This window comes from Streptomyces sp. NPDC002054 (genome assembly GCF_040296685.1).
In the GTDB taxonomy this organism is placed as follows: Bacteria; Actinomycetota; Actinomycetes; order Streptomycetales; family Streptomycetaceae; genus Streptomyces.
Genome location: NZ_JBEOXT010000001.1, coordinates 372823 through 399653, shown reverse-complemented (window position 1 = coordinate 399653; position 26831 = coordinate 372823). Strand labels below are relative to the sequence as shown.

Below are 26831 nucleotides of genomic sequence, written 5' to 3'. Positions count from 1 at the left end.
CAACGTCCTGTGGGCCATGATCCGCGACGGAGCGTGCTACCAAGCCGCACCACCGGTCACGGCGCGAGCTTGACAATGTCATTGGGAAGTCTCCTTCTGGTCGCTCTCGCCGTCCGGGTACTGGAAGACCTCTTCGAGGGAGACCTTGAAGACACGGGCGATCTGGAAGGCCATGTCGAGGGAGGGGGAATAGCGGCCCTTCTCGATGGCGATGACGGTCTGACGGGTCACGCCGATACGCTCGGCCAGTTGTGCCTGGGTCATCTCGCCGTGGGCGAACCGCAGGGACCGGATGCTGTTGGTGATCCTGGTCGACTTCACCACGGCTGGAAGCCCCGGCGGTAGGCGACGATCCTGGCTGTGGAGCCGAGCACCGCGGACAGCGCGAACGCCAGGTAGACGGCGTTGGCGATCCAGAAGTGGTCCACCTCGGCCATCGCCATGACGAGGGCCGCGACCGCGCCGACGACGACGAACGACTGCCCGGCGTGCTCCCCGAACCGGCCGATCTCCCGGTCGCGCTGGTCGGTCTTGCGCCCGCGCTCCCCCGAGGTGAGGTCCAGGGCGATGTGGATCAGGATCGAGGCAGCGATCGCCGCGCCGATGGTCCACAGCATCACCGGGATGTACGGCAGTTGCGCGAAGGCGCCGCCGTCCGCCCGGCCGAGGACGACCGCCAGGTAGGCCAGGTATGCCACCACCGTGACCAGGCCCATGCTCCATGCGCGCTTCTCTTCGAGGCTCATTCGCGCTCCCGCCCCCATGTAAAGAACCTTTGACACGTTGAATGTAAGCAGCGCTTGACGTGGTGTCAAGATTTCTTGACATGCGCCGCCAACTGGACGCGCGAACCGCCGGGTTGGAATGATCACGGGATGATTTCCACCCGTACTCCCTTTTTCCGGCCTGCTGCCTGGGCCGCCGTGCTGGCCGCGGCGGTCCTTTCCGTTCCGGCGGTCGGGTCCCCCGCGCAGGCCGCCCCGGGCGACCCGGCCGTCGCCTCCTCCTTCAACCTCAAGCCCGGGCCGGATCTGAACGGCCACGTGACCGCCCTCAAGGCGGCCCTCCCCACACAGGGCATCCAGACCCTGCTCGACCAGGGGAATCGGGTCGCGAAGACGGGCACTTCCTGTACCACCGATCCGTTCGGTACGGGCGACAGCGGCACGATCCTCGCCCCGGACCGGAAGTTCTGCTGGGACGGCGGCGACTCCGACACCAAGGAATGGATACCCCAGGGCATCACCGGCGTGTCGGACGCCCAGGCTGACGAACTCTGGGGCACTCGCAAGCCGTTGGTCACCGCCTGGTACGACAAGGCGAGCAAGGACCTCTGCGATTCGGACCCCGCCACCTGCCACGACAAGGGCGTGCGGCTGTCGTTCCTCGACCCGGAGACCGCGGTGCCCGGCGACCCCGACGGCCGCCGGTACCGCCACGTCCTGCTGGTCGAGCCGTACTACAACTCCTTCCAGCACATCTCCTACAAGGCGGTCGACCTCCACGCCGGAGGCATCGCCTGGTACAAGAACTACCTCTACGTCGCCGACACCCTGAACGGCCTGCGGGTCTTCGACATGCGCGCGGTCCTGGACCTCAACCCGGACCAGAACGCATCGGCGGACGACACCACGCTCGACGGCCTGAAGAGCAATGTCAGGGACGAGACGAAGATCGGCCGGCAGAGCAACGTCTACTACAGCCACACCTACCGCTATGTGATGCCGCAGGTGGCCTCGTACAAGTTCGCCAGCGCCCAGGGCAACACCTCGGCCGGAACCTGTGTGGCGACTGGAGCGCCGAAGGCCTCGTACATCTCGATCGACCGCAGCGACCTCGCGGCACCGGCGCTGATCATGGGCGAGTACTGCAACTCGGACGAGGAGCACCCCGAGAAGGGGCGGGTCGGTGCGCTGCCGATCGACGACGCCACCGGACTCCTGAAGACGACGAACGGTGTGGTCGCCGCATCGGGCGCGTACCACCTGCCCCGTGACCTCACTCAGGGCGCGGCCCGCTACGACGGCATGTACTACTTCAACCGCAGCTACCTCAACAACAGCGGCAGCCTGCGGCGCGCCCAGGTCTCCGGGACCCGACTGGTGGACTACGGCAACAACATCACCAATGCCGTCGGTCCCGAGGACCTGTACATCGAGCACGGGCAGAGCCGGCCGGGCAGCGGCACGCAGTACCTCTGGTCCCTGTCCGAACACCGGATGGAGAACGGGGACGCGACCTGCACGGACGCCGGTTCCCCCTGCGGCCGGGTGATCTACGCGCACCGGATGGCCGACATCCTGGCCCGGCCGTAGCCGCAGCCGGAGCTGGGGCCGCAGCCGGAGCCGCAGCCGGAGGTCAGCAGGGGGCGGGCGGGGCCGGGCCCAGGGTGGTGGTGCCGATCGCGGCGCGGTGGCCCAGGCCGGTGCGGTACGCATCGAGGGCGGCCTCGGTCCGGCCCGTACGGCGCAGCAGGTCGCCCAGGAGCCGGCACAGATCGGCGAGGTCGCCGGTGGCCCCGCTGCGCTCCAGGAGGGCCAGGGCGCGTACGTAGTGCTCCTCGGCCGCTTCGACCTCGCCGCGCTCCTCGGCCATCAGGCCGAGGAGCCGGTGGGCTCCGCCGGCGTGCACGGCGCCGTGGCGGTCGTCCAGGTCCAGCACGGCGGACAGGAGTTCGGCGGCCTCCCCATGGCGGCCGAGGCGGCGCAGGACGTCGGCCAGCTCGACCTCCACCTGTGCGGTGTACAGGGCGGCCCGCCGGGCCGCGAGCATGCTCCGGGCCGTACGCAACTCCGCCTCCGCGGCGTCGAGTTCGCCGCTCTGCGCCTTGACGTAGCCGCGCATCCAGTGGCAGTGGGCGAGGTCGGTGGCCAGCCGGAGCTGCCGGTACATGGACTGGGCCTTGGCGAGGGAGGCGTCGGCGTCGGCGGTGCGCCCCTCGGCGAGGAAGGTCCGGGCCACCTGCCGGTGCATGCCGGCCACCAGGGCGGGGTCGGTGACCTGCGGTGCCAGGGCGAGGGCGGTCTCGGCGGCGTGGGTCGCCCGCGCGTGCGCGCCCATGTCGATGTACGGGCTGATGACGGCCGCGTACAGCATCACCAGCGCTTCCGGGTCGGCGAGGCCGCGGGCCTCCAGCTCCTCGATGGTCGATTCGAGCAGGTAGCAGGAGTACCGGAGCTCCCCCGCGAGGAGGTGGGCGACGGCGCGACCGCGGATGGCGCGGGCCCGGCGCGGCAGCGGTTCGCCGGCCAGCAGCGTTTCGGCCGCGGCGAAGTGGCCGCGCGCTGCCGTGAGTTCGCCGGACTCCAGGGCGCAGTCGCCGAGGCCCAGCAGCGCCTCGGCCCGCTCGGCGAGCAGGTCGAGGCGCTCCGCCTCGGCGAGCAGGCGCCGGTAGTGCTCGGCGGCCTCGTCGGCCGCGCCGGTGGCCAGCGTCCGCTGCGCGTCGGTCAGGGCGAGCCTGAGTTCGGTGGCCAGGTGGGCGGGGCGGCCGGTGGCGAGCTCCTCGTACGTGGTGCCGAGGCGGGTGGCGAGGAAGCGCAGGGCCGTCTCGGAGGGGCGTACCCGGCCGGACTCGAGGGTGGAGATGTAGGCCGCGCTGTAGGCGGGCTCGGCGAGCTGCCGCTGCGTCATGCCGCCGCTGGTGCGGAGCTGTTGCACCCGACGGCCGATCTCGGCCGGTTCATCCACGGGGAACCCCCTGTTCGTTCAACTCCCCCAGTATTCACCAGCATTCGCTGGCACGCGATCATTGCGCGGTCCCCCGGCATCCCCCTAGTTTAAGCGGCTGGTTCAGTTCGCTTAAGCCGCTGGTTAATTCCGTGTCCGGGGAGGATCCCATGCGTACGACCCTGCGCCGCAGTTCCCTGCCGGCAGCGCGGGTGGCCGCCGCCACCGTCACCGCGCTCGTCGCACTCGCCGCGCTCGCCGCCGTGCCCGGTACCGCGTCGGCCGGCCCGCCGCCGCCCGCTCTGGTGGAGGTGGAGATACCCGGCCCCGAGGAGGGTGTGACCGCCGGATCGGGACACACCCTGGTGCCCGCCGCGGGCCGGGGCGTGCCCGCCGGACGCCTGTCCGCCGCGGGACGGGAGGCGGACGGCGGGGTCGCCAAGATGATCGACAACGGCCCTTCCGCCGACCGGCTCGATGTGGTCGTGGTCGGCGACGGCTACACGGCGGAGGAGCTGGCGCGGTTCCACACCGATGCGCGGTCGAAGTGGGCGGAGGTGGCGGCCGTGGAGCCGTACACGACGTACCAGGGCCTGTTCAACGTGTGGACGGTCGATGCGGTCTCCCGGGAGTCCGGGGTGACCGGCGACCCGGACCGGGGCACCGTACGGGACACCGCGCTGGGGTCGTACTTCTGGTGCGGGGACATCGAGCGGCTGCTCTGCATCGACCAGGAGAAGGTCGACGGGTACGTGGCGCGCGTGCCGGACGCCGACCTGGTGCTGGTCCTTGCGAACAGTGCCAAATACGGCGGGGCCGGCTACAACGAGGCCAGCGACAGCCTCGGTTACGACGGCATCGCAACGGCCTCGGCGGGCAACGCGAAGTCGGGGCAGGTCGCCGTCCACGAGACGGGCCACTCCCTGGGCCGGCTGGCGGACGAATACTTCTACCCCGGCCTGCCGGACTACGAGCGGTACACCGGAAGCGAACCGACCGAGCCGAACGTGTCCGTCCTGGACGCCGCCACGATGGCCGCGCGTGGGGAGAAGTGGCACCGCTGGCTGGGCGAAACCTCTCCCGACGGGGGCACGGTCGGCGCGTACGAAGGCGGCGGGTACTTCGTCTCAGGGCTGTACCGGCCCACGGAGGGCTCCCTGATGCGGGTGCTGGAGCGGCCGTTCAACCTGCCCGGCGTCGAGGCCATGATCGCCGGCTTCTACCGGCACGCGCGTCCGGCCACCGCGCTCACGCCCACCGGGCGTACGCTGCGCGGCCATCAGGCGGCTGCGGTCGCCCTGCCCCGGCTGACGGGGACGGCCGCGCAGCGGTTCACCGTACGCTGGTACCTGGACGGCCGGGAGCTGCGGCCGTTCGCGGGCCGGACCCGGGTGCGGGTCGCCGACCTGGGCCTGCACCTCATCGACCTGCGGTCCCACCGGCTGTCGGTACGGGTCGAGGACCGTACGCCGTCGGTGCGGGACCCGGAGATCGCCCGCACCCTGGGCGCCACGATCGAATGGCAGGTCCGCCTCTAGCGACCGCTTAGTCGTCCAGTGCGTCCAGGACCTTGCCGAGGTCGACGAATTTGAAGCCGGTGGCGGCGCGCTCCGAGCTCTGGGGGGTCTCGTGGCCGTCCTGGACGACGAGGAGGCCCCGCGGATACCTGTTCCCCAGGGGTGCGTTGAGGGCTGCCGCGCCGTCGCACTCCTCGGAGCCGTCGAGGGTGGCGGAGGCGGTGATCCGGAAGCCGCCTTCGTACTCGTTGCCTTCGTCGGTCTCGCGGTCGTAGGCCGCGAAGGTGTTGTCGCCCTGGCTCGAGGCGAGCAGGTATCCGTCGCCGTCGGGCTGGGTGACCAAGGTGAGCCCTTCGACGTCGGCGGCGAGCCGGCGACCGCCGAACCCGGGGTCGGCCCCCGGCGTGCACTCCTCGGTCTCCTCGTCGTAGGTGCCGGGCCTGCCGTACTCGCGGACCCTGTCAACCAGTTGCGGGGTGCCCGTGAGGTCGGCCCGCAGCCGCCAGATGCCGATGTCCTCCTGGCCGGCGTACAGCGTGCCGTCCGCCGGGTCGACCACCATTCCCTCGACCTGCGGCAGTTCACCGGGTTCCAGGCACGGCGACCAGGAAGCGCCGTTGGGCAGACGGAAGACGGAGGGAAGGTCCAGGGTGCGGATCGTGCGGTAGCCGACGGTGCCGGAGCTCGTGGGGAGGAGTTCGAGCAGAGCGACGCTGGTGGTCTCGCGCCGGCTGACGACGGCGTAGGCCCGGCCGGTGGCGCGGTCGGTCCAGGTGGCGAGGCCATAGGCGGTCCGCTGGTCGTTGATCTCGGCCTGGTCGGCGGAGAAGACGGGCCGGGCCGCCGGGTCGGTGACGTCGGTGAGCGGGCCGCCGGGCCGGTCGCGGTCGATGCGGTAGAAGCGCAGCCGGTCGTTTCCGCGGTCGGTGGTCACCGCCAGGTCGGCGCGGCCGGTGCCGAGCCGCAGCCCGTGGACGAGGTCCACGTTGTTGAAGCGGCCGGGTGCGTCGCCGGGCGCCGGGCCGGCCGGGGCGGGCAGGGCCTGGATCTGCCGGGCATCGAGATCGTAGACCCGCAGGCCGCCCTCCTTCGCCGTCGCCACGACGAGGCTGCGACCGGGGTCGGCCGCGTTGCGCCAGATCGCCGGGTCGTCGGCGTCCGCGTTGCCACCGTCCTCGTCGTCGTACAGGGCGGCGGTCTCGGCCCGGGGCGTCACGGTCGGCAGCGCGGCGGCGCGGGGCGCGTGGGACTGGGCGGCCTGGGCCTGGGCCGGCACCGTGGCGGCGAGGGCCGCGAGGGCGACGACGCCGATCACACACGACCGTCGGATACGGGAGAGGGGCACGAAGTGGCTCCTTCATATCGGGAATCGCATCGGGCCCAGCATCGGCCCGCTTCCCAACCGCCATCCCGGCCCGCAGCCGTAGCACAGCGAAACTTGGCATGAACACCACATGATCCGCGAAGCCCGGGCCGGCCGCCTGCGCCGGCATCTCGCTGACCGCGATGCGGTCGTACGCGTGCCACCGACGCAGGCGCCGCCCGGGAGTTGGCGGGTCAATCAGGCGCTGTGCTGGGCGAGGAAGGTGGTGATGAGCTTCTGCCATTCCTCAGGACGTTCCACCATGGGCAGGTGGCCGGTCTGGATCTCCACGAGCTGGGCGCCGGGGATGGTGTCGGCGAGCTGGTGGTGCAGGCGGGTGGAGGTGAACCCGTCCTGGGTGGTGGAGATGACCAGGGTGGGCACCTTGATGTGCGGCAGGTCGTCGCGGACGTCGACCCGGGGGGCCATCTCGGCGTGCTCAGGGGTCCCGTCGGCGATGCTGGCTGCGGTGAAGGCGAGGGCCTGCTGGAGTTGCTCGGCCGGCATGGCCTCCAGTGCGTCGGCGCCCAGGGCCATCATCGTCAGGTACTCGGCCAGCAGTTCGCGGTTGCCCGACTCGGCCAGCTGGCGCCAGACGGACACGGCGAGAGCGAGGCGGTTGTCCGGGTGGGGGAAGGTGGCGGTCAGCACGAGGGCCGTGACGCGCTCGGGGTGGCGGGCTGCCGCGCGGATGGCGACGGGGCCGCCGAGGGAGTAGCCGGACAGGGCGAAGGTGTCCAGGCCTTCGGCGACGGCGGCGGCGACGAGCTGGTCGGCCAGGTCGTCCAGCTCCAGCGGAGTGGTGGAGCGGGGGGTGTCGCCGCTGCCGGGGTAGTCGATGCCGACGACGGTGTGGCCGGCTGCCAGGCCTTCCAGGATCGGACCGTAGGTGCCGGCCACGCTGCTGCCGGCGCCGTGGGCGAGTGCGAGGCCGGGGCCGGAGCCCAGAACGGTGCGGGCGAAGGTGGCATCCGGCAGGGTGCGTGCGGACATGGCTATTCCAATCTGCGGGTGTGGGTAACAGGTGGTGCGGTGCTGGTCGTGGGTGACGAGCCCGGCATCGGGCAATCCGCGCAGCCGGTCGGCGGCATATTGGTGCCGACAGCCCGGGACGTCAGGGCAGCAGGACGGCCTTGCCACGGTTGCGGTGGGCTTCCAGGTCAGCGTGCGCAATGGCGGCCTGCTCGAGCGGGTAGGTCCGCCAGATGGGCACGGTGAGCATGCCGGCGGCGGCCAACTGCACCAGCTGCGGCAGAGCTTCCTCGGCCTGGTCGGCGCCGCCCGCGCTGAAGCGGACGCCGTGCTGCGCGGCGGACATGTCGGCGATGGTGATGACGTGTGCGCTGTCGCCGGTCAGGGCGACGGAGTCGGCGAGGACGCCGGCGCCGGAGGCGTCGAAGACGCAGTCGACTCCCTGGGGTGCCGCGGTCTTCGCCCGCTGCACCCAACCGTCGCCGTAGCGGACGGCGACGGCTCCGAGCGCGGTGACCCGCTCGATGTCGTGCTCGCCGACCGTGGCGATGACGGTGATGCCGCGGGCGACGGCCAGCTGCACGGCGATGACGCCCACGCTGCCGCCGGCACCGTGAACGAGCAGGGTCTGCCCCTCGCGCACGCCCAGCTGGGCGAGGACACGGAACGCGGTCCGGCCGACCGTCACCAGCGATGCGGCGACCTCCCACGACAGCGCCGCAGGCTTGGCCACCGGCTGCTCCAGCGTCGCGTACTCGCTGTAGCTGCCGCCGACGGTGGCGCCCAGGACCTCGTCGCCCACGGCCGCGTCGGCTCCCTCGCCGACCACATCGACGACACCGGCCGCGTCCAGGCCGGGGATCACGGGGAAGCGCGCCGGGACGGCGCCGGCCATCAGGCCGGAGCGGATCTTCATGTCGAGTGGATTCACGGAGGCGGCTCGCACCCGGATCCGGACCTGGCCCGGGCCGGGCTCCGGCGGGGTGACCTCCGACAGCCGCAGTACCTCGGGCGTGCCGTACTCAGAGAAGGTGATCGCTTTGGACATCGGAAACTCCCGGGTCAATCGGTGAGGGTGGGGTAGTCGGTGTAGCCGCGGTGGTCGCCGCCGTAGAAGGTGGACTGGTCCGGGGCGTTAAAAGGACCGCCGACGGCAAGACGCTTAGGCAGATCGGGGTTGGCGAGGAACAGCGCCCCGTAGGCCACCATGTCCGCGCTGCCGTCCTCGATCAGCTTGAGCGCGTCGAGGCCGGTGACGTCGGGGTAGGTGAACGGGTTGAGGACGAACGTGCCGGGCCATTCCTTGCGCAGCTGCGAGGTCAGCGTGGAGTCAGGGCCCTCCATCAGGTGCAGATAGGCAAGATCCAGACCGGCGAGCCGGTCCAGCAGCGCCCCGTAGACCTCGCCCGGGTTGTCCTCGACGATGTCGTTGTACCGGTTCCCGGGCGAGATCCGCAGACCGACCCGCCGACCGCCGATCGCCTCGGCCACGGCCGTGACGACCTCGACGGCGAAGCGGATCCGCCCCTCGGTAGAGCCACCCCAGGCGTCGGTGCGGTGGTTGGTGTTGTCCGCGAGGAACTGGTGGATCAGATAGCCGTTGGCGCCGTGGATCTCCACACCGTCGAAACCGGCCTCGATGGCGTTGTGCGCGGCGGTCGCGAAGTCGGCGACGGTCTGCCGGATCTCCGCCTCGCTCAGCTCCTTCGGCGTGATGAAGTCCTGCGGCCCCTGGTGGGTGTAAACCCGGCCCTGGGCGGCGACCGCCGAGGGCCCCACCGGCGTCAGGCCGTCGGGCAGCAGGCTGGGGTGACCGATCCGCCCGGTGTGCATCAGCTGCGCGAAGATCACCCCGCCCGCGCCGTGTACGGCGTCGGTCACCGTCCGCCACGCCTGCACCTGGCCGGGCGTGTGCAGGCCGGGGGTGTCGGGGTAGCCCTGGCCGACGGGCGAGGGCTGGACGCCCTCGGTGACGATCAGCCCGGCGCCGGCTCGCTGCGCGTAGTACGTCGCCATCAGCTCCGTCGGCTCCGCGCCGAGCCCATAGGCGCGGCTGCGGGTCATCGGCGCCATCACGACGCGGTTTGTGAGGCGCTTGCCGCCCAGGTCGATCGGGTCGAAAGCAGTGGTCATGGGTCGTTCCCTCGGGGTGCGTGCCGATTGCCTGTCCGAACAAGTAAATCACTTGTCCGAACAGTAATCACCTCAGGGCCGCCTCCGGGGATCGAAAGTGAACTAAGTAACAACCCACCTACCTGGGAATATGTGCCGCTCGACAAGCGAAGGCGACTGCGGGAACCTCAGCGGGAGGTAGAGTTACCCTGCTCAAGCAGGAGAGTGAGGAAGAGATGGCCGAGTCCACACCTGAGACCGGGCAGGGTTCCGGAGTGACGGAACAGGAAGCCACCGTTCCGGTCCCCGCCGCGGCCGGCAGCGGACCGATCAGTCACGCGATCTTCCGGCTGGCCCGGCTGCACCGCATGTTCGCGGGACAGCTACTGCGCCGGATCGGCCTGCACCCGGGCCAGGAGCTGGTCATGATGCACCTCTGGGAACTCGGCCCCCAGCGCCAGATCGACCTGGTGCGCCTGATGGATTCCGACGCCGCCACCATGACCCGCACCGTCCGACGCCTCGAGCAGGCCGGCTTCGTACGCCGCCGCCCCTCCCCCACCGACAAGCGCGCCTCGCTCATCGAACCCACAACGGCCAGCCACGCCCTGCGTCGGGAGGTGGAGCGGGTCTGGAGCCAGCTCGAGGACATCTCGACCGCGGGTCTCTCGGACGACGAGCGTGCCGATGCCCTTGCCACCTTGGAACGCTTGGAGCAGAACCTCGTACGAGCCGCCGCCCAGCCCGCAGAGCCAAACGCGGAGCACTAGGGCGCGTGCACTGATGTCCGGGCGGGGACTCATGGGACATGGCCCGGCACCCGGCTCAGGTTCCGGGGAGGATACGGCGCGTTTCGTAGGCCCACATCGCGATCTCGACCCGGTTGCGGGCGCCGAGTTTGGCCATCAGGCTGGCCAGATGCGTCTTCACCGTGCTGAGGCTGATGTGCAGTGCATCGGCGATCTCGGTGTTGGTCAGCCCGCGAGCGACGGCGAGAAGCACCTGCTCCTCGCGGGCGGTGACGGGTGAGACCGGCTGGGCCACGGGCCGGCCGGCGGGCAGGTCCGCGAATGCCTGGAGCAGACGGACGGTGACGCTGGGCGCGATGAGCGCCTCACCGTCGGACGCCGACCGTACGGCCTGCGCCAGAAGGTCCGGTCCCGTGTCCTTGAGGAGGAATCCGCGGGCGCCGGCACGCAGTGAGCCGTAGACGTACTCGTCGAGGTCGAACGTGGTGATGACGACCACGGCCAGCGGGTCGGCGACGCCCGGGCCGGCGACCAGCCGGGTGGCCTCGAGTCCGTCGAGTACGGGCATGCGGATGTCGAACAGGCAGACATCGGGGCGTAGTTCGCGGGCCAGACGTACCGCTTCCCGCCCGTCGGCGGCCTCGCCGACCACCTCGATGCCGGGCTGGGCGTTCAGCATGATCCGCAACCCGGTGCGGATGATCGTCTGGTCGTCAGCGACGAGGACGCGAATGGGCACCGCTCTCGCTCCTCGCTCTCGGCAGTTCGGCGTCGACATGCCAGCCCCGGTCGGTACCCGGGCCGGCTCGTAGTGTGCCGCCGAGCAGGGTCGCGCGCTCGCGCAGTCCGGTAAGTCCGTATCCGTCGCGACCCCGGCCGGTGCGCCGGCCGTTGTCGCGCACGCTCACCCGTACCGTGTGCCGTTCCGCGGCGACCCGGACGACGAGCTCGGTCGCGTCGACCGCATGGCGCAGCGCGTTGGTCACCGACTCCTGCACGATCCGGTAGACGGCCGCGTCCACGGCCGGGGGCAGCGCGTCCAGTTCGCCGTCGAGCCCCAGGTCGACCCTGAGGCGACCACCCGGGGTGCGCACCAGGCGCTCCAGATCCGCGACTCCGGCAGGGGGCGCCAGCTCGGCGCCGACCCCGCGGTCGCGCAGCGCGGCGACCATGGCGCGCATTTCCTCCAGCGTGCGTGCCCCTTCCTCCTCGACCCCCTCCAGCGCCTCGACGGCGGCGGACGGGTCGGTGCCCGCGAGCACCCGGCCCGCCTGGGCGATGATCACCATGGCCGACACGTGGTGGGCCACCGTGTCGTGCAGTTCCCGGGCGAGCTGCTCGCGCTCGCGGGAGCGCACCTGCTCCAACTGCCGCTCGCGAGCGGTCACCCGGAACCGCACGGCAGCCCCGAGCACGCCGGGCAGCAGCAGGAAGACGAAGCCCACGAGGTTCTCGACGACCGGGGTCTCGTCCGTGACGGAACACAGCGCGCCGGTCGCGAGGATCACCGCGGCGCCCAGCACGATCTCGCGTCCCGATCCCCACCGGGGCAGCGCGTACACCAGCACGAGCACGACCGCGCCGGTGTACAGGCCGACGGGCTCGCGCGGTGTGGCAACGAGCGAGGCCACCTGAAGCAGGATCACCGAGCCGAACGCCAGCTCGACCATCGCCAGCGGGCGGGTCCGGCGCCACAGGGGCAGCAGGCACAGCCATACGGCGAACACCACCGCCACCGGCCGCCACACCATGGTCTCGCGCAGGGTGGCCTCCAGCGCCACACCGGCAAGGCCCGCGGCGAGCAGCGCCCAGTCCCGCCACACCCGGGCGGGCGCGTCGGGCGGCCGGGGTTCGGTCCACAGGGTTCGCAGGTCGTCTCGGAGCACGGTTCTCAGCCTAGGGACCGCGGCGTGCCGCGCATCGGCCGAAAGGACGGGTCGTCACTCCGCCCTGGGGCCGACGGATCCGCGGCCCGCGAGCCGATGCCGCGGAGCGCCGTGGCGACGAACCTCGGCATCGGCGGCCGTACAAGGACGGCCGACGAGGTGGTTGGAGGACCCGATGCTCTCGAAAGCCCTGTTGCGCCTGGGCGGGGGCGCCGCCCGCCGTCCCTGGCGGGTGATCGCGGCATGGCTGATCGCCGCCACGCTCGCCGTCCTCGCCGCCGTCGCCTTCGGCGGGCGGACCGCGGACTCGATGACCGCTCCGGGACTGGACTCCGGGCGGGCCGCGGAACTGATCGAGCGGGCCGGCACCGGCCAGGAGGGGATGACCGCCCAAGTGGTCGTCACCCCCCTCGACGGCGGTGCGACGTTCTTCGACGACGACGGCGCGCGCACCGCTCTCACGCGGCTGCGGGCCGAGGTGCAGCGGCTGCCGCACGTGCTCGGCACGAGCGACCCGGCGGGGGCGCTCGACGCGGACGGGGACACCGCCGTGCGCGGCGGCCTCGTTTCGGCCGACGGGCGGATCGCGGTCGTCCGGGTGCAGTACCCCGACCAGAGCCGGCTGTCGGCCGAAGACCTCGACGCTCTCGTCGATCTCGGCGACCGGCTGCGCGCCGAGCTGCCGCTGCGCATCGAGATGGGCGGGAACCTCTTCTACGCCTTCTCCGAACCCGACGGCGGCGCGAGCGAGCTGATCGGCCTCCTCGCCGCGGCCGCGATCCTGTTCCTGGCGTTCGGTTCGCTCGTCGCCGCCGCGCTGCCGATCGGCATGGCGGTCTTCGGGCTGACCGTCGGGGTCGCCACGATGACGGTACTGGCGGGGGTGACAGAGGTCCCCACCTTCGCACCGGTCCTGGGCAGCATGGTCGGGCTCGGAGTGGGCATCGACTACGCGCTGTTCGTGCTCGCCAGGCACCGGGAGTACCTCGCGTGCGGGCTCGATCCCCGCGAGGCGGCGGGGCGAGCGGTGGCCACGGCGGGGCGGCCGGTGGTCTTCGCCGGCGGCGTCGTCGTCGTGTCGATCCTCGGCCTGGCGGTCGCGAACGTGCCGTTCATGACGGTGGGCGGGCTCGCCGTCTCGATCGTCGTTCTGACCATGGTGGTCGCGTCGGTGACGCTTCTGCCGGCCTTCCTCGGCGCCGCCGGCCCACGCCTGGCCCGGGCCGGCCGGATCGGCCGGGCTCTGCAGACCGGGAAGCCGGGCCGACTCGCACGGCGGCGGGACCCGGCGGCAGGCGCCGCTCCCGCCGCCGGGTGGCGTCGCTGGATCGGGCACGTCAGCCGGCACCCGGTGCTGTACGCGGTCGCCGCGGCGGGGCTGCTGCTGACCGCGACGCTGCCCGTGCTCGGCCTGCGCGTCGGCCTGCCCGACGACGGCTCACTGCCCCACAGCCGTACCGAGCGCCGGGCCTACGACCTCGTCGCCGAGGGGTTCGGCCCGGGCACCAACGGTCCCCTCGTCATCGCCGCGGACCCCACCGGTGATCCGGGAGTGCTGGACCGACTCGTCGGGGCGGTCGCGGCGGATCCGGGCATCGCATCCGTCGCGCCGACGCACATCGACCGGGCCACCGGCATCGCGACCCTCGTGGTGTTCCCGACCACCAGCCCTCAGGACAAGGCCACGGCCGACACCATCGCCCGGCTGCGCACCGACGTGCTGCCCACGGCGATCGGGCACGGCCCGGCCAGGGCGCACGTCGGCGGGGCCGCCGCAAGCCTGTCCGACGTGGGCCAACGCACCAGCCAACGCCTGCCGGTGTTCGTCGCCGCCGTGCTGGCGATGTCGTTCCTGCTGCTGATGCTGGTCTTCCGCTCGATACTCGTACCGCTCAAGGCGGTACTGCTGAACCTGCTGAGCATCGGCGCGGCCTACGGCATCATGGTCGCGGTCTTCCAGTGGGGCTGGGGAGGCGCACTCATCGGGCTGGAAGCGACGGTTCCGATCGTGTCGTTCATCCCGATGTTCCTCTTCGCCATCCTGTTCGGCCTGTCGATGGACTACGAGGTGTTCCTCCTCTCCCGCGTACGCGAGGAGTACCTGCGCACCGGCGACAACGGCACGGCGATCGTCGAGGGCATCTCGCGCACCGCCCGGATCATCACCTCGGCCGCCCTCATCATGGTGGCGGTCTTCCTGTCCTTCGCCGTCGCCGAGGACCCCTCCACCAAAATGTTCGGGCTCGGCCTGGCCACCGCGATCTTCATCGACGCCACGGTCGTACGCATGGTGCTGGTACCGGCGACCATGACACTCCTCGGCCGGACCAACTGGTGGCTGCCGAAGTGGCTGGACTGGATGCTTCCCCGCGGCCCGGTCGGCACCGACGACACCGAGGCGGAATCCACGGGTGAGGCCCCGCGTCCACGGCTGGCTGACCGTTGACTCAACTCCTGCCCGCCCTTGGCGTCCGGCACCTCAGCGCGTCACCTAACGAGCTCGTGCATGGTTGGCGGTGCGACGCCGAAAGGTGCAGGTCGGCCCGGTGGTCACTATGGCTGACCGGGCCCGCAGGTGGCGGTCTGCTGGTGTGAGAGCAGTCCGGCGACGGCTTGGATGGTGTCGCTCATGGCCACTGCCCGCCCGTCTTGAACCGCCAGATCACGCCCTCGAACTGCTGCCGCAGTCGCTCGGGGTACGGGCCGTACTCGCCAATCGGCAGGTACGGCTCGATGAACTCCCAATCCGGATCGGTCAGTTGCACTCGCGTCACGTAAGACCGTCTATCGGACCGGACCGTGCCACGAAAGCACATCCCGCAAATTGATCACGACTCGATACGCGCCCTAGAAGCCTTACTCGGCGTCGAGCTGGTGGTCGGCCCAGACGTAGCTCTCGGGCAGCAGGTCGGTGATCAGGACGGTTCGGATGCGGTCGCCTTCGCCGACGATGACCTTGAGGGCGGGGAAGTAGTCGAGAAGGACCTGCCGGCACCGGCCGCACGGAGGAACAACCCCCCGGTCGCGGTCGCCCACGGCGACGATCGTGTCCAGCTCGTAGGCGCCCTGGGCGGCTGCCGTGCCGATGAGGACCAGCTCGGCGCAGGGGCCTCCGGTGAAGTGGTAGGCATTCACCGCGGTGATGATCCGGCCGTCCCGGGCGCGGGCCGCGGCTGCCATGGTGTGGTTGTCGCCCTGGCAGCGCGTACGAGCGACATGGGCCGCGGCCTGGATGAGTTCGTGGTCGACGTGGTGGTTCTGGGTGGTCATCTCTCTCCGCCTTCTTGAGGTGTCAGGCGACGTTGGCCCGGGCGACGAGGGCCGCGCAAGCGAATATGGGTCCATGGACACCGCCGAGCTGTTGCGCGAACTGGAGCTGTGCATGGCAGAGCTGTCCACCCCGATGCGCGTGTACGTGGTCTCCGGGCGTTTCAGCGAGTCCGAGGCCGACCTGCCCGAACTGGCGGACGGGATCCGGGCGCTGCTCGTCGGCGCGGTCTTCGGCGACGCCGCCTGGGAGCGGTTCCTGAGAGGTGTCACGCCGCTTACCGCCCGGGAGATCGCCAACTCCCTGGAACCCATGGAGACCTGTGAGGCGGCTGCGTTCTTGGCGGGTGTCGCCTCCGTCGATCTGCTCTGGCCGGGCCGCCGTCTCGCGCCCCCGGAGGTCGCGCTGCGCGCGGCGAATCGCGTGGTGTCCGCCGGTGGCCGGTCACCGGTGGCCGGATGTGACAGATAGCTGTCATTGCAGCCATCAGGTGCTGCGGTGACGATGGGTGCATGCCCACTCCCCACCGTGTCGTCATCGCGGTCTTCGCGGATGTCGACCTGCTCGATGTCACCGGCCCTGCCGAGGTGTTCGCCCTGGCCAACCGGGAGACCGGGGGCCGGGCGGGCTACGAGGTCCGGCTGGCCGGGCCCGAGGCCGGGCCGGTCGTCACCTCGGCCGGCGTACGGCTCCTGGCCGACCTGGCCTTCGACGACGTGGGCGCCGCCGTGGACACCCTGCTGGTGCCCGGCGCGGTGGACCTGCACCCGGACGGCCCGGTGGCCCGGGTCGACGAAGCCGTGGTGGAGTGGGTGCGGGAGACCGCGCCGCACGCGCGGCGGATCGCCTCGGTGTGCGTGGGCGCGCACCTGCTCGCGGCGGCCGGGCTGCTCGACGGGCGGCGGGCGACCACGCACTGGTCGACCGCGGCACAACTCGCGGCCGATCACCCCCGGGTGAGGGTCGACGCCGACCCGATCTTCGTCCGTTCCGGACGGGTGTGGACCGGCGCGGGCATCAGCACCTGTCTGGACCTGGCGCTCGCGCTGGTGGCCGAGGACCACGGCGAGGAGCTGGCGCTGAGCGTGGCCCGGCAGCTGGTGGTCTATCTCCGGCGGCAGGGCGGCCAGAGCCAGTTCAGCGTGCCGCTGAGCCGGCCCGCGGCGGCCCGCCGGGACATCGACCAGCTGCGCGTGTTCATCACGGAGCACCTCGACGAGGATCTGTCCGCGCCCGTGCTGGCCGGTCGCCTGTGCCTGAGCGAGCGCCATTTCGCCCGGGTGTTCCGGCAGGAGACCGGCACCAGTCCGGCCGCCTATGTGGAGGCGGCCCGGGTCGAGGCGGCCCGCCGCCTGCTGGAGACCACCGACCGGTCGCTGGAGCAGATCGCGGCAGCCACCGGGATGGGTTCGGTGGAAACACTGCACCGCGCCTTCCGGAAACAGATCAACACCACCCCGGCCTCCTACCGACGCCGCTTCCGCACCACTTCCCGACCCTGATTCCACCCCAATTCCACCCGATTCCACCCGATTCCACGTCGAAAGGAACGTTCCTTCGTGAATACCTCCATGACCCTGCGCGACCTCGCCGGCCTGGACAACACGCTGCCCCGCCTCGCCGACGCCACCCTGATCATGATCGATTTCCAGAACACCTACCGCAGCGGCGTCATGACCCTCGACGGCGCCGAGCCCGCCCTGGCCGCCGGGGCCCGGCTGCTCGCCGCCGCCCGCTCGGCCGGCACACCGGTCGTCCACGTCGTCAACGACGGAGGCGAGGGAACCCCGTACGACATCCGCGCGGAGATCGGGGCCATCAGCCCCGAGGTGGCGCCGGTCGCCGGCGAGCCGGTCGTCGTCAAGCAGTTCCCCAACGCCTTCCACGCCACCGACCTGGAGAAGACCCTGCGCGGCCTGGGCGCCGGACCCGATCTGGTGCTGGCCGGGTTTATGACCCACATGTGCATCACCTTCACCGCCCAGGAGGCCTTCAACCTGGGCTACCGGCCCACCGTCGTCGCCGAAGCGACCGCCACCCGCTCCCTGACCGCCCCCGACGGCAGCACCGTACCGGCCGCCACCCTCCAGACCGCAGCCCTCACCACCATCGCCGACCTCTTCGGCACCGTGGCCCCCACGGTCGGACACCTCACCGGCTGACCCCGGTCAGCCGCCGCCCATGCCCAGGTCGGCGGAGAGCCAGTGTTCCGGGCGCATCCGGACGGTCTGCTGGGGGCCGAGTTCGTTCGCCGAGAGCTCCAGGTAGGCCTCGACGGATCCCGGGGGCAGATAGTGTGCCGCGACTGTTCTCATCTCGTCGTCGGTGGTGGGTGTGGTGGAGACGATCCGTCCCTCGACGGAGACGTAGCGGACGGTCGGAGTGACGCGTTCGGCCAGCAGGGAGAAGTGTCCGGCCTCGGCCATCAGCCGCGCCTTGACGGAATCCACACCGGTCACCACCCACAGGTCGCCGCCGGGCTGGTAGACGTACCAGATCGGCACGACCAGCGGGGCCCGGTCCTTTTCCGGGCGGGCGACGGCCAGGGATCCGATGTGGGGTTCGGCGAGGAAGGCCTCGCGCTCCTCGATCGACAGGGCCATGATGACGTCTCCAATTTCCTCAGGGTGGGGGGTGGTGTGCGGTGTGTTCTCAGGGCTCAGGGCAGACGCTGGATCGCCACCATGGCGGCGTCGTCCCCGAGGAATCCGCCCGCCGCATGGGCGAACAGATCGCTGCGCAGCCGGTCCAGCAGGTCCTGCGGGCCGGCGCCGGCCCAGTCGGCGAGGCGATCGACCAGCGGGTAGAACCGGCCGGCCTCGTCGCGTGCCTCGAGGACGCCGTCGGTGCAGAGGAGTACGAGGTCACCGGGCTCGAAGGTGAAGTCCTCGGCCGTGACCTGCGACTCCACGAGGCCGGCCAGGCCCAGGGGCGGCGCCGGATGGGCCACGGCCAGGGTCAGGACCCGGCTGCCCCGCAGGAGCAGCGGCGGCGGGTGGCCGCAGCTGACCAGTTGCAGGGACGGCTCGTCGTCGGGGACGTCGAGTACGGCCGCGGTCACGAAGCTCTCCCCCGGGATCGTCGTACCGGTGCTCAGGACGTCGGTGTGGTCCCAGTCCGGTGTGGCCGCGCGCTCCAGATAGGCCACGAGACCCGACAGGTCGCCCTCCTGGTGGGCAGCCGCGCGGAAGGCGCCGAGCACGAGGGCGGCATCGCCGACGGCGTCCATGCCCTTCCCCCGTACGTCACCGATGATCAGCCGGGTCCCGCGGGCCGTACGGGCGGCGGCGTACAGGTCACCGCCGATCTGCGCCTCCGCCTCGGCGGCTAGGTACAGACAGGCGATCCGCAGGGGACCGAGCCGCTCGGGGAGCGGACGCAGCACCACCTGCTGGGCGGTCTCCGCGACCGTGCGCAACTGCACCAGCTCCCTCTCGTGTACTTCGCGGAGATACGCGAAGAAGGTGACGATCACGGAGATCAGAATGAGCGCGGTGATCTGGAAGGTGTGGTTCAGGTCGGTGAGGCTGGTGCGCACCACCGAGACCACGACCTGGGCCAGGACCGCGATCGCGCCGATGAAGGCGGTGGCGCGAGGGCCGGCGAACGATGCGGTGACGGCGGGGGCGGCCACCAGGAACGGGCCGAGATGGACCTCCGGCGGGGCCAGGATGTCGACCACGGTGACGAAGGCGATCAAAGCGAGCGGAACCGCCAGCAGCGCGTTACCGAAATCCCCCGACCGCTGGCGGCCCACACGCATCCGACGGAAATCCATCCCCCCTGCATACACCGCCAAGCCGCCCAAAGCCTGCCGCCGCGGCGGCGGTCGGCCGGGGGTTCAGGGGTCCGGCTCGTCGGGGCGATCGTGATCGGGGTGCAGGCCCAGCATGTCGAGGAGCAGCAGCAGCTCGGAGTGGTCGACCGCACGGGCGGCGACCGTCCGGCGGGCAGCCGCCCGGTCGGCGGGGGCGGACGGTGCGAGCAGAGCCTGCTCTTCGCAGGCGAATGGATCCTTCATGGACCGATCCGACCATCGACGCCGCTCCCGGGCAGCTCCACCGGGTCCACCCGTGTCGCAGATGCATTTCCGGCCAGCGGGAACGGATTTCCGTTTCCATTTTCCGGCAACTCGATGTGCGCCGGGCATAACGGCGCGGCCGGTCGGTCGTTGAACGGGGTGGTCAGCGAAGGCCATGGCACTCAGCCCCCGGGATTGCTCATTCCCGGGGGCTGAGCCTCTTCCGGCTGTACGGTCAGCGGTTGGTCAGCGGTTGAGCGGGACCTGCTGGAGCGGAGCGCCCTTGGGAGCCGTCGGCTTTCCGCCGGATGCCGGGGCGGCCGGGGCGCCCCCGCACAGAGCACGTTCCATGAGCCGCCCCATGGCCTGGTCGGCCGGGTGGGGGATGCCGTTGCCGGCCTCGTCGAAGCGCTGATACTTCGTCAGGTTCCAGCCCACGGCGAACTGCCGCTTCCCCTCGGGGCTGGACAGCGCCCAGGTGCCGGCTCCGAAGACACCTCCGTCGTGGCCCCAGACCGGGCCGCAGGACGTGTCCATGGAGTAGATGCCGAGGCCGTAGCGCATGCCCACACTGCCGTCCGGGGCCTTGACCGGCCAGGTCGTGAGCATCTCGCGCAGCTGGGCGGCGGGCAGCAGTTCGCCGGCGAGCAGGCGGCGGTAGAAGGTGTTCAGGTCCTGCTGGGTGGAGATCAGCGCTCCGGCGGTTCCGGCCCAGGTCATGTTGTAGGTGCTGTAGTCGCGCGGCGGGTCGATCAGGCCGTGCAGGTTTTCGTACATCCGCGCATGGGGGCCCTTGACGGCCGGCTGCGTGCCGGGGAACCAGGTGTCGCGCAGCCCGGCCTTGCGGATCACGTCCCGGGTGATGACCCGTTCCGGGTCCTGGCCGGTGACCTTGCGCAGGAGTTCGCCGAGCAGGATGTAGTTGGTGTTGGAGTATCCCCAGTCGGTGCCGGGTTCGAAGGTCTGCGGGAGGCCGACGCCGAGCCGTACGAGCTCGGTGGGGGCGATGGTGCGGTGGCGGTGCTCGTCCAGGCTGCGGGGGTCGAGCTCCTTGAGGGAGGGGAAGGCCTCGGCCACGTAGTCGGCGATGCCGCTGGTGTGGTTCAGCAGCATCCGGACGGTGACCTTGCGACCCCGCTCGCCCGGTACGAGCTCGGGCAGATGGTCGCCGATCGGCTGGTCGAGGCGTATGCGGCCGTCGGCCACCTGCTGGAGGACGGCGACGGCGGTGAAGGACTTGGTGACGCTGCCGACGCGGTGCCGCAGGTCGGGGCGGGTGGGCCGGTGGGTGTCGATGTCGGCGAGGCCTGCTGCGCCCTTCCACTGGGAGTGGCCGTTGCGCACGGCGGAGTAGACGCCGAACACGCCGGCCTCGTGAACGGCGCGGAGCTCGGCCGCGAGTGCCTGTCGATCGAGCCGGTCGCCGACTGCGGGGCCGGGGGCGGCCGTTGCCGCGGGGGCCGCGGCGGCCAGCAGGGCGAACACGGCCACGGCGGCGGCCGGAGCCGTCCTGCGCCGCCGCAACGTCCGGTGCTTTCGGCCGTCGTTGCGGGTGGTGGCGTGCGTAGAGGGCACGAGCTGCACGAGTTACTCCTGGGGGCTGTGGCCCATCGGGCGTCGGATCGCTGTGGACCCCTCGATCCTTTCGCCCGCCGTCCCTCGGATCGTCGTCTCCACGGACGATCCGGGACGTACGGAACGTCAAACCCCAGTACCAGACGTGTCATTGACTGTCATGACATTCGTCATGCATAGGGCGGACACAGCGAACGGGCCCCGTGCCAGGCGCGGTTGGGCTCGTGTCAGACTCGCCTCGGCCGGCGGGGTCTTTCTCGGCGGCGGGATGCTGTGCGTGGAGGGGTTGAGGAGAGTCATGGCGGACCACGACCTGGCCGGGTACGAGAAGAGCACGTTCACGCACGAGGGGACCGGACGCCGCATCCTCCGGCGCGGCGCCGGGCCGGCCGTGATCGTGATGGCCGAGATCCCGGGTATCACGCCGAAGGTGCTGGAGTTCGCGGACCGCGTGGCGGGGATCGGCTGTACGGCCGTGCTCCCGGTGCTGTTCGGCGAGCCGGGCCGGGACCCCCGTCCCGAGGCGCACGGCGCGCTGAGTGCCGGGCGGTACGCGGCTTCGTCGATCCTGAAGGTGTGTGTGAGCCGGGAGTTCACCCTGCTGGCCACGGGCCGCAGTTCCCGGGTGGTGACCTGGCTGCGCGCCCTGGCCGCCCACGAGCACGAGCGGTGCGGCGGTCCGGGGGTCGGAGCCGTCGGCATGTGTCTGACCGGGGGCTTCGCCCTGGCCATGGCCACCGACGCACGGGTGGTGGCCCCGGTGTTGTCCCAGCCGTCGCTGCCGGTGGCGGTGTCGGGGGGCCGTTCGCGGACGATCGACATCGGTGCCGGGGACCTGGACCTCGTACGGGGGCGTTGTGAGCGGGAGGGGCTGCAGGTCATGGGGCTGCGGTTCAAGGGCGACCGGCTCGTGCCCGGGGACCGGTTCGCCTTCCTGCGGCGCGAGCTCGGCGAGGCCTTCGTCGCCGTCGAGCTGGACGACAGTACGGCGAACCCCGAGGCTGTGCTCCCTCCGCACTCCGTGCTGACCGAGCATCTGGTCGACGCCCCCGGGGAGCCCACCCGGGCGGCGCTGGACCAGGTCCTGGACCTGTTCCGCAAGCGGCTGCTCGGGACATCCGGTTCCTGAACTCGCCCCACAGAAAGGTCGCATGGGGCTCCGCGGGCAACAGGGCACGGGCCGTCCCCTAGGATCGCACCTTCATGATCGTCAAGGGGGAACGGATGCCGAACGCCGACCACGCCATACTTCGCCCGCTCGGGCCCGGTGATCCACAGGAGATCGCCGGCTACCGGCTGCTCGCCAAGATCGGCGAGGGCGGCATGGGGGCCGTCTACCTCTCCCGGACCCGGGGGAACCAGCCGGTCGCGCTCAAGGTCATCCGCCGCGAGTTCGCCCAGGAGCAGGACTTCCGGGCCCGCTTCGAGCAGGAGGTACAGGCGGCCCGTCGGGTGCAGGGCTATCACATCGTGCCGGTGCTCGACCACGACACGAGCGGTGAGCAGCCCTGGCTCGCCACTGCCTATGTGCCCGGGCTGGCGCTCGACGACGCGCTCGCCGCCCACGGCCCGCTGCCGCTGCCCGCCGTGTTCCAGCTGATCGGCTGCACCGCCCAGGCGCTGCAGTCCGTCCACGCGGCCTCGGTCATCCACCGCGACCTCAAGCCGAGCAACATCCTGCTCGGCTCGGGCGGCCCCTGGGTGATCGACTTCGGGATCGCGCGGGCCACCGACACGACCCAGCTGACGCGGAGCGGCGGGTTCATCGGAACGCCGCAGTACATGTCCCCCGAGCACGCGCTGGGCCGGGCGGTCACCCCGGCCACCGATGTGTTCGCGCTCGGGCTCATCGCCGCCGTCGTCGCCACCGGGCGGCACCCGTACGGCGACGGCTCGGGAATCTCGATCGCCGCCTTGATAGCCAACACCCCGCAGCAGGCGCCGGACCTCAGCGGCTATCCGGACGCGCTGCGGCCGATGCTGGAGCGCTGCCTGGCCGCCGATCCCGCCGGGCGGCCCCGGCCGGCCGAGCTCGCCGAGTGGTGCCGGGCGGAGGCGGGGCGGGACCTGCGCGACTTCGCGAACTGGCTCCCCGTACCGCTCGGCGCGGAGATCGCGCGGCGCGAGACGGCGGCACAGGCCCCGCCGCCGCAGGCCGCCCCGCCGCCGCAGCAGAACCCGCCCCGGCCCGCGTACACGCCGACCCAGGCTCCCGGTCCGGTCCCGCCGGCGTACTCGCCGACCCAGGCTCCCGGTCCGGTCCCGCCGGCGTACTCGCCCACGCAGGCTTCCGGGCCGGTCCACCCGGCGTACGCGCCGACCCAGGGGCCGGCGCACGACCCCCGGCCCTCCGCCTACGGCCCCCCGTCCGCCGCCGTTGGCCACGCTGCCACCGCCGTTCCGGCAGCTCCGGCGGCTCCGGCGTCCGCCGGCCGCAGCCGCGTGCCGTTGGTGCTCGGGGCGGGGGTGCTGGCGGTCGCTCTGGCCGTCGGCGGCACCTGGTACTTCACGCGCGGTGAGGACAGCGGCGGAGGCAGCGGCGGGAAGAGCAAGGCCACGGGGCAGGCCGCAGCCCCGGACAAGAGCAAGGCGGCGGACCAGCCGAAGAGCACCACCCCCTCGGCGACGCCGGGAGAGGGCGCGACACCCGCGCCCCAGGGCTCCGCCTCCGGCGACGCCTACACCGTGGTGTACCAGGACAAGCCGCTGAAGCTCCTGGCCACCAGGGAGTTCGGCAAGATCAACGACGTGGACCTCGACTTCCCCAGGGTGGCCCCGTTCGGAGAGATCAACAGCGGCGACCGCGAACTGCAGATGGGCTACGAGGACGTCGAGTTCCGCACGCCGTTCGGCAAGAGCCGGGGTACCACCTCCGAGCAGTGCGCAACCGGCGCGGCGACCGACCCGATCCCGGACCGGCTGCGGGAGGGGGACCTCTCCGGCGCGGACAGAGCGATCGTCAAGGGCGACCTGCTGTGCACCGTGACCTCGAAAGGCAACCTCGCCCTGGTCAAGATCGTCGCCATCGAACCGTCCACCAACAAGCTGTACACCGTCCCGACCTACCGCGCCGAAGTGACGCTCTGGAAGCGCCGTTCGTAGCCGGTCCCCGGCCCGGTGGGACCGGGAGGCCGCCGTCGAACAAAGGCACGCACACTGCACCATCTTGAGTACTGCACGTGGCAGGAGGGTGGTGTTCCCGCGTCGGACGGATCCGCCGGAGTGCGCGGCGGTCCGGACGGGCCGAGGATGGCTTCCGGCCAACTCCCGTCCAGCCCCCTCAGGAGCCTGCCCATGCTGGAACGCAAGCTGCGCAAGAACCGCACCGAAGTCACCTTCGTCCTGCCTGCCGACACACCGCCCGGACCCGTGAGTGTCGTGGGCGACTTCAACGGCTGGCAGCCCGGCACCCACACCCTGCGTCCGCGCAAGGACGGCATGCGTGCGGTGACGGTCGAACTGCCGAGCGCGAGCAGCCATTCCTTCCGCTACCTCGCCGCCGACGACCACTGGTTCAACGACGACAGCGTCGTCGACCTGGACGGCGCCAACAGCCGACTCCACACCTGACGGACGTACGGCGACGGTCGGCGCCCGGCTCCCGGGCGCCGCTCCGTGCCGCCGGATGTCCGACCGGGCGTTATCGGTTCGTCAGGCGGAGTCGGGATTCCATCTCGTGTTCGCCGGGAACCGTGCCCAGGTGCTCCACGACGAAGGCCTTCTGGAGCTCCTGGCGGACCAGGCGGATGGGGTCTGCGGAACCGTAGAGCTCCGCCGTCACCGGGGAGCCCAGGTGAGCCGGGGCCGGGCCGTGTTCCTCCCTGCGGGACCTGGCGTCCACGGCCATCGACCACACCGTGGCCGGGGTCGCAGCCGTGCTTCCCTGTCCGGTCCGCTCGGCGGCCACGACCTCGGAGAAGGCCGCGCGCAGCACGTCGAGGACGGTGTCGGCGGTCTCGTGTGCGCAGTCCGAGAGATGGACGCTGACCTGGTGGGCGCTTTCCTCGACGGTCATCTGCTGGGTTCCTTCCACCGTTTGTGGGCACGCGGCCGGGCGCCATCGTACGGAGCTCCGTCCGCGTGTCGCCGCAGCCCATGCCGCGGCGGGCCCAACCGGATGACGCCGGGCCTGCACTCTCCCCCGGTTGCCGCGGCTACCCGTGCGGGGCAGCGCCGGCAGCCCGGGCGGGGCCGGCCGTGAGGCGGGTGGCGTCGATTTCGGCCCAGACGACCTTGCCGCCGCCGTGGGCGGCGGTTCCCCAGCGGTCGGCGAGCCGCTGCACGATGTGCAGGCCGTGTCCGCCGGGGGTGCCGCGTCGCGTGACGGCCGGCGGACGGGGCAGCGTGGTGTCCCCGTCGAACACCTCGACCCGGAAGGCGTCTCCGGAGGTGAGGACCACCTCGTGACAGCCGCCCGCATACAGGCACGCGTTGGTCACCAGCTCGGAGACGAGGACGAGGGCGTCCTCACCCGCCTCGTTCCCGTCCCAGCCCCAGTCCCGCAGGGCCTGGCGGGCGAACTCACGGCTGCCGGCGACCTGCCGGCGGCTGCCGCGCAGGGCAAGCCGGCGACGTCGGCGTTGGCGTTGACCGACGGCGGAACGGCGGGACGGTGTGCGATCACCGGTGTCCGGTCTCATGGCCCTGCGTTCGACTCAGACTCACAGCATCCCGGCCCGCAGCCGGGCCAGGGTCCGGGCGAGGAGGCGGGAGACCTGCATCTGGGAGATGCCGAGTACGGCGCCGATCTCCGCCTGGGTCTTCTCCTCCCCGAACCGCATCCGCAGAATGCGGCGGTCCCGTCCGCCGAGCCGGGCCAGCAGCGGGGCGAGGGTGTGGAACTCCTCGAAGAGTTCGATGGCCGGGTCGACCTCGCCCATGGTGTCGGCCAGGGATCGCGTCCTGCGGGCGGCGGACGAGGAGTCCTCGGAGTCCGTGGCGGCGTCCAGGGAGTCGCTGGTGTAGCCGTTGGCGGCGACCAGACCCTCGATGACCTGCTCCTCGTCGAGTTCGAGGTCCGCGGCGAGCTCCGCCACGGTCGGCGCCCGGCCCAGCACGTCCGTCAGGACCTCCTGGCTCTTGGCCAGGTCGGTCCGGAGCTCCTGCAGGCGCCGCGGCACGTGCACCGCCCACGTGGTGTCGCGGAAGTACCGCTTTATCTCGCCGGTGATGAAGGGGAGGGCGAGGGTGGCGAACTCGACCTCGCGGTCGGGGTCGAACCGGTCGATCGCCTTGATGAGACCGATGATGCCGACCTGGACGATGTCGTCCGTCTCGGTCCTGCCTCCGCCGGCGCGGGCCTGGAAGCGCTTGGCGGCGAAGCGCACCAGGGAGACGTTCATCTCGATCAGCGTGTTGCGGGCGTACTGGTACTCGCGTGTCCCCTCTTCCAGAGAGCGCAGCCGCACCAGGAAGAGCCGGGAGAGCACCCGCGCGTCGGCGGGGGCCACCTCTCGGGCATCGGTGATGTGCGGCAGCGCCCCGGACGGCTCACCGGCCGGGCCCACAGCCGACACGGTCTTCTCCGTGTCGATCCGGTGGACGAGGTCGGCGACTGCGGCGGAGCGGCGAGACATGGGAAACCTTTCCTCCCGACGGCAGATGACTGACGTCGCGCCTGCCCCCGTTCCGGACCGCTACACGTTTCGGCGGCGACGGGGCGACGGAAGGTGTGCCCCGCTCCGCCGGGCCGAAGGCGTCCG

27 protein-coding genes and 1 pseudogene are annotated in these 26831 nt (G+C 71.5%); 10 read left to right on the top strand and 18 right to left on the bottom strand.

Annotated elements, in window-relative coordinates:
* Positions 1-78 precede the first annotated feature (78 nt).
* Together ABT123_RS01760 and ABT123_RS01755 are read right to left on the bottom strand one after the other, a co-directional pair.
* The gene (locus ABT123_RS01760) at positions 79-324 is read right to left on the bottom strand and encodes a helix-turn-helix transcriptional regulator (RefSeq protein WP_502970820.1); all 246 of its coding nucleotides are present in this window, start codon (positions 322-324) and stop codon (positions 79-81) included.
* Entirely contained in the window at positions 318-746 is a 429-nt protein-coding gene (locus ABT123_RS01755) for a hypothetical protein (RefSeq protein WP_351308159.1), read from the bottom strand. Before ABT123_RS01755 ends, ABT123_RS01760 begins: the two co-directional genes overlap by 7 nt.
* A 129-nt stretch (positions 747-875) precedes the next feature.
* Between ABT123_RS01755 and ABT123_RS01750 the strand changes: the two genes are divergently transcribed.
* Entirely contained in the window at positions 876-2315 is a 1440-nt protein-coding gene (locus tag ABT123_RS01750; protein WP_351308157.1) for a hypothetical protein, read from the top strand.
* Positions 2316-2358: 43 nt separating this feature from the next.
* On the opposite strand, the gene ABT123_RS01745 is transcribed toward ABT123_RS01750, so the two are convergent.
* Positions 2359-3687 (bottom strand): helix-turn-helix domain-containing protein, encoded by a 1329-nt coding sequence (locus ABT123_RS01745; protein ID WP_351308154.1) that lies wholly within the window; start codon positions 3685-3687, stop codon positions 2359-2361.
* A 149-nt stretch (positions 3688-3836) separates the two neighbouring features.
* On the opposite strand from ABT123_RS01745, the gene ABT123_RS01740 reads away from it, so the two are divergent.
* Positions 3837-5204, top strand: coding sequence for a M64 family metallopeptidase (locus ABT123_RS01740; RefSeq protein ID WP_351308151.1), 1368 nt, complete (start codon positions 3837-3839; stop codon positions 5202-5204).
* Positions 5205-5211: 7 nt separating this feature from the next.
* Here ABT123_RS01740 and ABT123_RS01735 read toward each other — a convergent pair whose 3' ends face one another.
* The 4 genes from ABT123_RS01735 to ABT123_RS01720 all read right to left on the bottom strand — a co-directional run bounded on the left by ABT123_RS01735 (position 5212) and on the right by ABT123_RS01720 (position 9651).
* Complete coding sequence (locus ABT123_RS01735) at positions 5212-6528, bottom strand: phytase (protein ID WP_351308148.1); 1317 nt, start codon at positions 6526-6528, stop codon at positions 5212-5214.
* 216 nt (positions 6529-6744) lie between these two features.
* Positions 6745-7539, bottom strand: a complete 795-nt coding sequence (locus tag ABT123_RS01730) for an alpha/beta fold hydrolase (RefSeq protein WP_351308145.1) — start codon at positions 7537-7539, stop codon at positions 6745-6747.
* A gap of 121 nt (positions 7540-7660) precedes the next feature.
* Positions 7661-8566, bottom strand: a complete 906-nt coding sequence (locus ABT123_RS01725; protein ID WP_351308143.1) for an NADP-dependent oxidoreductase — start codon at positions 8564-8566, stop codon at positions 7661-7663.
* Between the two features lie 14 nt (positions 8567-8580).
* Positions 8581-9651, bottom strand: coding sequence for an alkene reductase (locus ABT123_RS01720; protein ID WP_351308140.1), 1071 nt, complete (start codon positions 9649-9651; stop codon positions 8581-8583).
* A gap of 215 nt (positions 9652-9866) precedes the next feature.
* Here ABT123_RS01720 and ABT123_RS01715 point away from each other — a divergent pair, with 215 nt between their 5' ends.
* Complete coding sequence (locus tag ABT123_RS01715) at positions 9867-10400, top strand: MarR family winged helix-turn-helix transcriptional regulator (protein ID WP_351308137.1); 534 nt, start codon at positions 9867-9869, stop codon at positions 10398-10400.
* Positions 10401-10455: 55 nt separating this feature from the next.
* Here the strand turns inward: ABT123_RS01715 and ABT123_RS01710 are convergent, their stop codons facing one another.
* Together ABT123_RS01710 and ABT123_RS01705 are read right to left on the bottom strand one after the other, a co-directional pair.
* A complete protein-coding gene (locus tag ABT123_RS01710; RefSeq protein ID WP_190104669.1) occupies positions 10456-11118 on the bottom strand; it encodes a response regulator in 663 nt (220 codons plus the stop codon).
* A complete protein-coding gene (locus ABT123_RS01705; protein ID WP_351308134.1) occupies positions 11093-12265 on the bottom strand; it encodes a sensor histidine kinase in 1173 nt (390 codons plus the stop codon). Before ABT123_RS01705 ends, ABT123_RS01710 begins: the two co-directional genes overlap by 26 nt.
* Positions 12266-12440: 175 nt before the next feature.
* On the opposite strand from ABT123_RS01705, the gene ABT123_RS01700 reads away from it, so the two are divergent.
* The gene (locus ABT123_RS01700) at positions 12441-14711 is read left to right on the top strand and encodes an MMPL family transporter (RefSeq protein ID WP_351308131.1); all 2271 of its coding nucleotides are present in this window, start codon (positions 12441-12443) and stop codon (positions 14709-14711) included.
* Between the two features lie 187 nt (positions 14712-14898).
* On the opposite strand, the pseudogene ABT123_RS01695 reads toward ABT123_RS01700, so the two are convergent.
* Positions 14899-15039: pseudogene (locus tag ABT123_RS01695) on the bottom strand (transposase); the annotation flags it as partial.
* Positions 15040-15121: 82 nt separating this feature from the next.
* On the bottom strand, positions 15122-15535 hold the full coding sequence (locus tag ABT123_RS01690; protein WP_351308128.1) for a cytidine deaminase family protein: 414 nt from the start codon (positions 15533-15535) through the stop codon (positions 15122-15124).
* Positions 15536-15608: 73 nt separating this feature from the next.
* On the opposite strand from ABT123_RS01690, the gene ABT123_RS01685 reads away from it, so the two are divergent.
* From ABT123_RS01685 to ABT123_RS01675, 3 genes are all read left to right on the top strand, one after another.
* Entirely contained in the window at positions 15609-16004 is a 396-nt protein-coding gene (locus tag ABT123_RS01685) for a hypothetical protein (RefSeq protein ID WP_351308125.1), read from the top strand.
* Positions 16005-16045: 41 nt separating this feature from the next.
* Positions 16046-17035, top strand: coding sequence for a GlxA family transcriptional regulator (locus tag ABT123_RS01680; protein ID WP_351308122.1), 990 nt, complete (start codon positions 16046-16048; stop codon positions 17033-17035).
* A gap of 69 nt (positions 17036-17104) precedes the next feature.
* Entirely contained in the window at positions 17105-17695 is a 591-nt protein-coding gene (locus ABT123_RS01675) for an isochorismatase family protein (protein ID WP_502970825.1), read from the top strand.
* Between the two features lie 6 nt (positions 17696-17701).
* On the opposite strand, the gene ABT123_RS01670 is transcribed toward ABT123_RS01675, so the two are convergent.
* The 4 genes from ABT123_RS01670 to ABT123_RS01655 all read right to left on the bottom strand — a co-directional run bounded on the left by ABT123_RS01670 (position 17702) and on the right by ABT123_RS01655 (position 21138).
* Entirely contained in the window at positions 17702-18136 is a 435-nt protein-coding gene (locus tag ABT123_RS01670) for a pyridoxamine 5'-phosphate oxidase family protein (protein WP_351308116.1), read from the bottom strand.
* 56 nt (positions 18137-18192) lie between these two features.
* Positions 18193-19296 (bottom strand): PP2C family protein-serine/threonine phosphatase, encoded by a 1104-nt coding sequence (locus ABT123_RS01665; protein WP_351308114.1) that lies wholly within the window; start codon positions 19294-19296, stop codon positions 18193-18195.
* A 78-nt stretch (positions 19297-19374) separates the two neighbouring features.
* Positions 19375-19554, bottom strand: coding sequence for a hypothetical protein (locus ABT123_RS01660; protein WP_351308112.1), 180 nt, complete (start codon positions 19552-19554; stop codon positions 19375-19377).
* A 246-nt stretch (positions 19555-19800) separates the two neighbouring features.
* On the bottom strand, positions 19801-21138 hold the full coding sequence (locus ABT123_RS01655; RefSeq protein WP_351308109.1) for a serine hydrolase domain-containing protein: 1338 nt from the start codon (positions 21136-21138) through the stop codon (positions 19801-19803).
* 289 nt (positions 21139-21427) lie between these two features.
* Between ABT123_RS01655 and ABT123_RS01650 the strand changes: the two genes are divergently transcribed.
* The 3 genes from ABT123_RS01650 to ABT123_RS01640 all read left to right on the top strand — a co-directional run bounded on the left by ABT123_RS01650 (position 21428) and on the right by ABT123_RS01640 (position 24699).
* The gene (locus tag ABT123_RS01650; RefSeq protein ID WP_351308106.1) at positions 21428-22258 is read left to right on the top strand and encodes a dienelactone hydrolase family protein; all 831 of its coding nucleotides are present in this window, start codon (positions 21428-21430) and stop codon (positions 22256-22258) included.
* A gap of 74 nt (positions 22259-22332) precedes the next feature.
* Positions 22333-24231 carry a serine/threonine-protein kinase gene (locus ABT123_RS01645; protein ID WP_351308102.1) on the top strand — a complete coding sequence of 633 codons (1899 nt, stop codon included), beginning with the start codon at positions 22333-22335 and terminating at the stop codon, positions 24229-24231.
* Positions 24232-24423: 192 nt separating this feature from the next.
* Positions 24424-24699, top strand: coding sequence for an isoamylase early set domain-containing protein (locus ABT123_RS01640; RefSeq protein ID WP_351308099.1), 276 nt, complete (start codon positions 24424-24426; stop codon positions 24697-24699).
* A gap of 70 nt (positions 24700-24769) precedes the next feature.
* On the opposite strand, the gene ABT123_RS01635 is transcribed toward ABT123_RS01640, so the two are convergent.
* From ABT123_RS01635 to ABT123_RS01625, 3 genes are all read right to left on the bottom strand, one after another.
* Positions 24770-25144, bottom strand: coding sequence for a hypothetical protein (locus ABT123_RS01635; RefSeq protein ID WP_351308098.1), 375 nt, complete (start codon positions 25142-25144; stop codon positions 24770-24772).
* A 139-nt stretch (positions 25145-25283) separates the two neighbouring features.
* The gene (locus ABT123_RS01630; RefSeq protein ID WP_351308095.1) at positions 25284-25769 is read right to left on the bottom strand and encodes an ATP-binding protein; all 486 of its coding nucleotides are present in this window, start codon (positions 25767-25769) and stop codon (positions 25284-25286) included.
* Between the two features lie 21 nt (positions 25770-25790).
* The gene (locus ABT123_RS01625; protein WP_351308092.1) at positions 25791-26705 is read right to left on the bottom strand and encodes a SigB/SigF/SigG family RNA polymerase sigma factor; all 915 of its coding nucleotides are present in this window, start codon (positions 26703-26705) and stop codon (positions 25791-25793) included.
* Positions 26706-26831: the final 126 nt, after the last annotated feature.

What these genes read in the sequence shown, in the direction of transcription:
- ABT123_RS01755 (WP_351308159.1), bottom strand. Translation starts at nt 746, where the DNA reads ATGAGCCTCGAAGAGAAGCGCGCATGGAGCATGGGCCTGGTCACGGTG.
- ABT123_RS01750 (WP_351308157.1), top strand. Translation starts at nt 876, where the DNA reads ATGATTTCCACCCGTACTCCCTTTTTCCGGCCTGCTGCCTGGGCCGCC.
- ABT123_RS01740 (WP_351308151.1), top strand. Translation starts at nt 3,837, where the DNA reads ATGCGTACGACCCTGCGCCGCAGTTCCCTGCCGGCAGCGCGGGTGGCC.
- ABT123_RS01730 (WP_351308145.1), bottom strand. Translation starts at nt 7,539, where the DNA reads ATGTCCGCACGCACCCTGCCGGATGCCACCTTCGCCCGCACCGTTCTG.
- ABT123_RS01725 (WP_351308143.1), bottom strand. Translation starts at nt 8,566, where the DNA reads ATGTCCAAAGCGATCACCTTCTCTGAGTACGGCACGCCCGAGGTACTG.
- ABT123_RS01720 (WP_351308140.1), bottom strand. Translation starts at nt 9,651, where the DNA reads ATGACCACTGCTTTCGACCCGATCGACCTGGGCGGCAAGCGCCTCACA.
- ABT123_RS01715 (WP_351308137.1), top strand. Translation starts at nt 9,867, where the DNA reads ATGGCCGAGTCCACACCTGAGACCGGGCAGGGTTCCGGAGTGACGGAA.
- ABT123_RS01700 (WP_351308131.1), top strand. Translation starts at nt 12,441, where the DNA reads ATGCTCTCGAAAGCCCTGTTGCGCCTGGGCGGGGGCGCCGCCCGCCGT.
- ABT123_RS01690 (WP_351308128.1), bottom strand. Translation starts at nt 15,535, where the DNA reads ATGACCACCCAGAACCACCACGTCGACCACGAACTCATCCAGGCCGCG.
- ABT123_RS01685 (WP_351308125.1), top strand. Translation starts at nt 15,609, where the DNA reads ATGGACACCGCCGAGCTGTTGCGCGAACTGGAGCTGTGCATGGCAGAG.
- ABT123_RS01680 (WP_351308122.1), top strand. Translation starts at nt 16,046, where the DNA reads ATGCCCACTCCCCACCGTGTCGTCATCGCGGTCTTCGCGGATGTCGAC.
- ABT123_RS01675 (WP_502970825.1), top strand. Translation starts at nt 17,105, where the DNA reads ATGACCCTGCGCGACCTCGCCGGCCTGGACAACACGCTGCCCCGCCTC.
- ABT123_RS01670 (WP_351308116.1), bottom strand. Translation starts at nt 18,136, where the DNA reads ATGGCCCTGTCGATCGAGGAGCGCGAGGCCTTCCTCGCCGAACCCCAC.
- ABT123_RS01665 (WP_351308114.1), bottom strand. Translation starts at nt 19,296, where the DNA reads ATGCGTGTGGGCCGCCAGCGGTCGGGGGATTTCGGTAACGCGCTGCTG.
- ABT123_RS01660 (WP_351308112.1), bottom strand. Translation starts at nt 19,554, where the DNA reads ATGAAGGATCCATTCGCCTGCGAAGAGCAGGCTCTGCTCGCACCGTCC.
- ABT123_RS01650 (WP_351308106.1), top strand. Translation starts at nt 21,428, where the DNA reads ATGGCGGACCACGACCTGGCCGGGTACGAGAAGAGCACGTTCACGCAC.
- ABT123_RS01645 (WP_351308102.1), top strand. Translation starts at nt 22,333, where the DNA reads ATGATCGTCAAGGGGGAACGGATGCCGAACGCCGACCACGCCATACTT.
- ABT123_RS01640 (WP_351308099.1), top strand. Translation starts at nt 24,424, where the DNA reads ATGCTGGAACGCAAGCTGCGCAAGAACCGCACCGAAGTCACCTTCGTC.
- ABT123_RS01635 (WP_351308098.1), bottom strand. Translation starts at nt 25,144, where the DNA reads ATGACCGTCGAGGAAAGCGCCCACCAGGTCAGCGTCCATCTCTCGGAC.
- ABT123_RS01630 (WP_351308095.1), bottom strand. Translation starts at nt 25,769, where the DNA reads ATGAGACCGGACACCGGTGATCGCACACCGTCCCGCCGTTCCGCCGTC.
- ABT123_RS01625 (WP_351308092.1), bottom strand. Translation starts at nt 26,705, where the DNA reads ATGTCTCGCCGCTCCGCCGCAGTCGCCGACCTCGTCCACCGGATCGAC.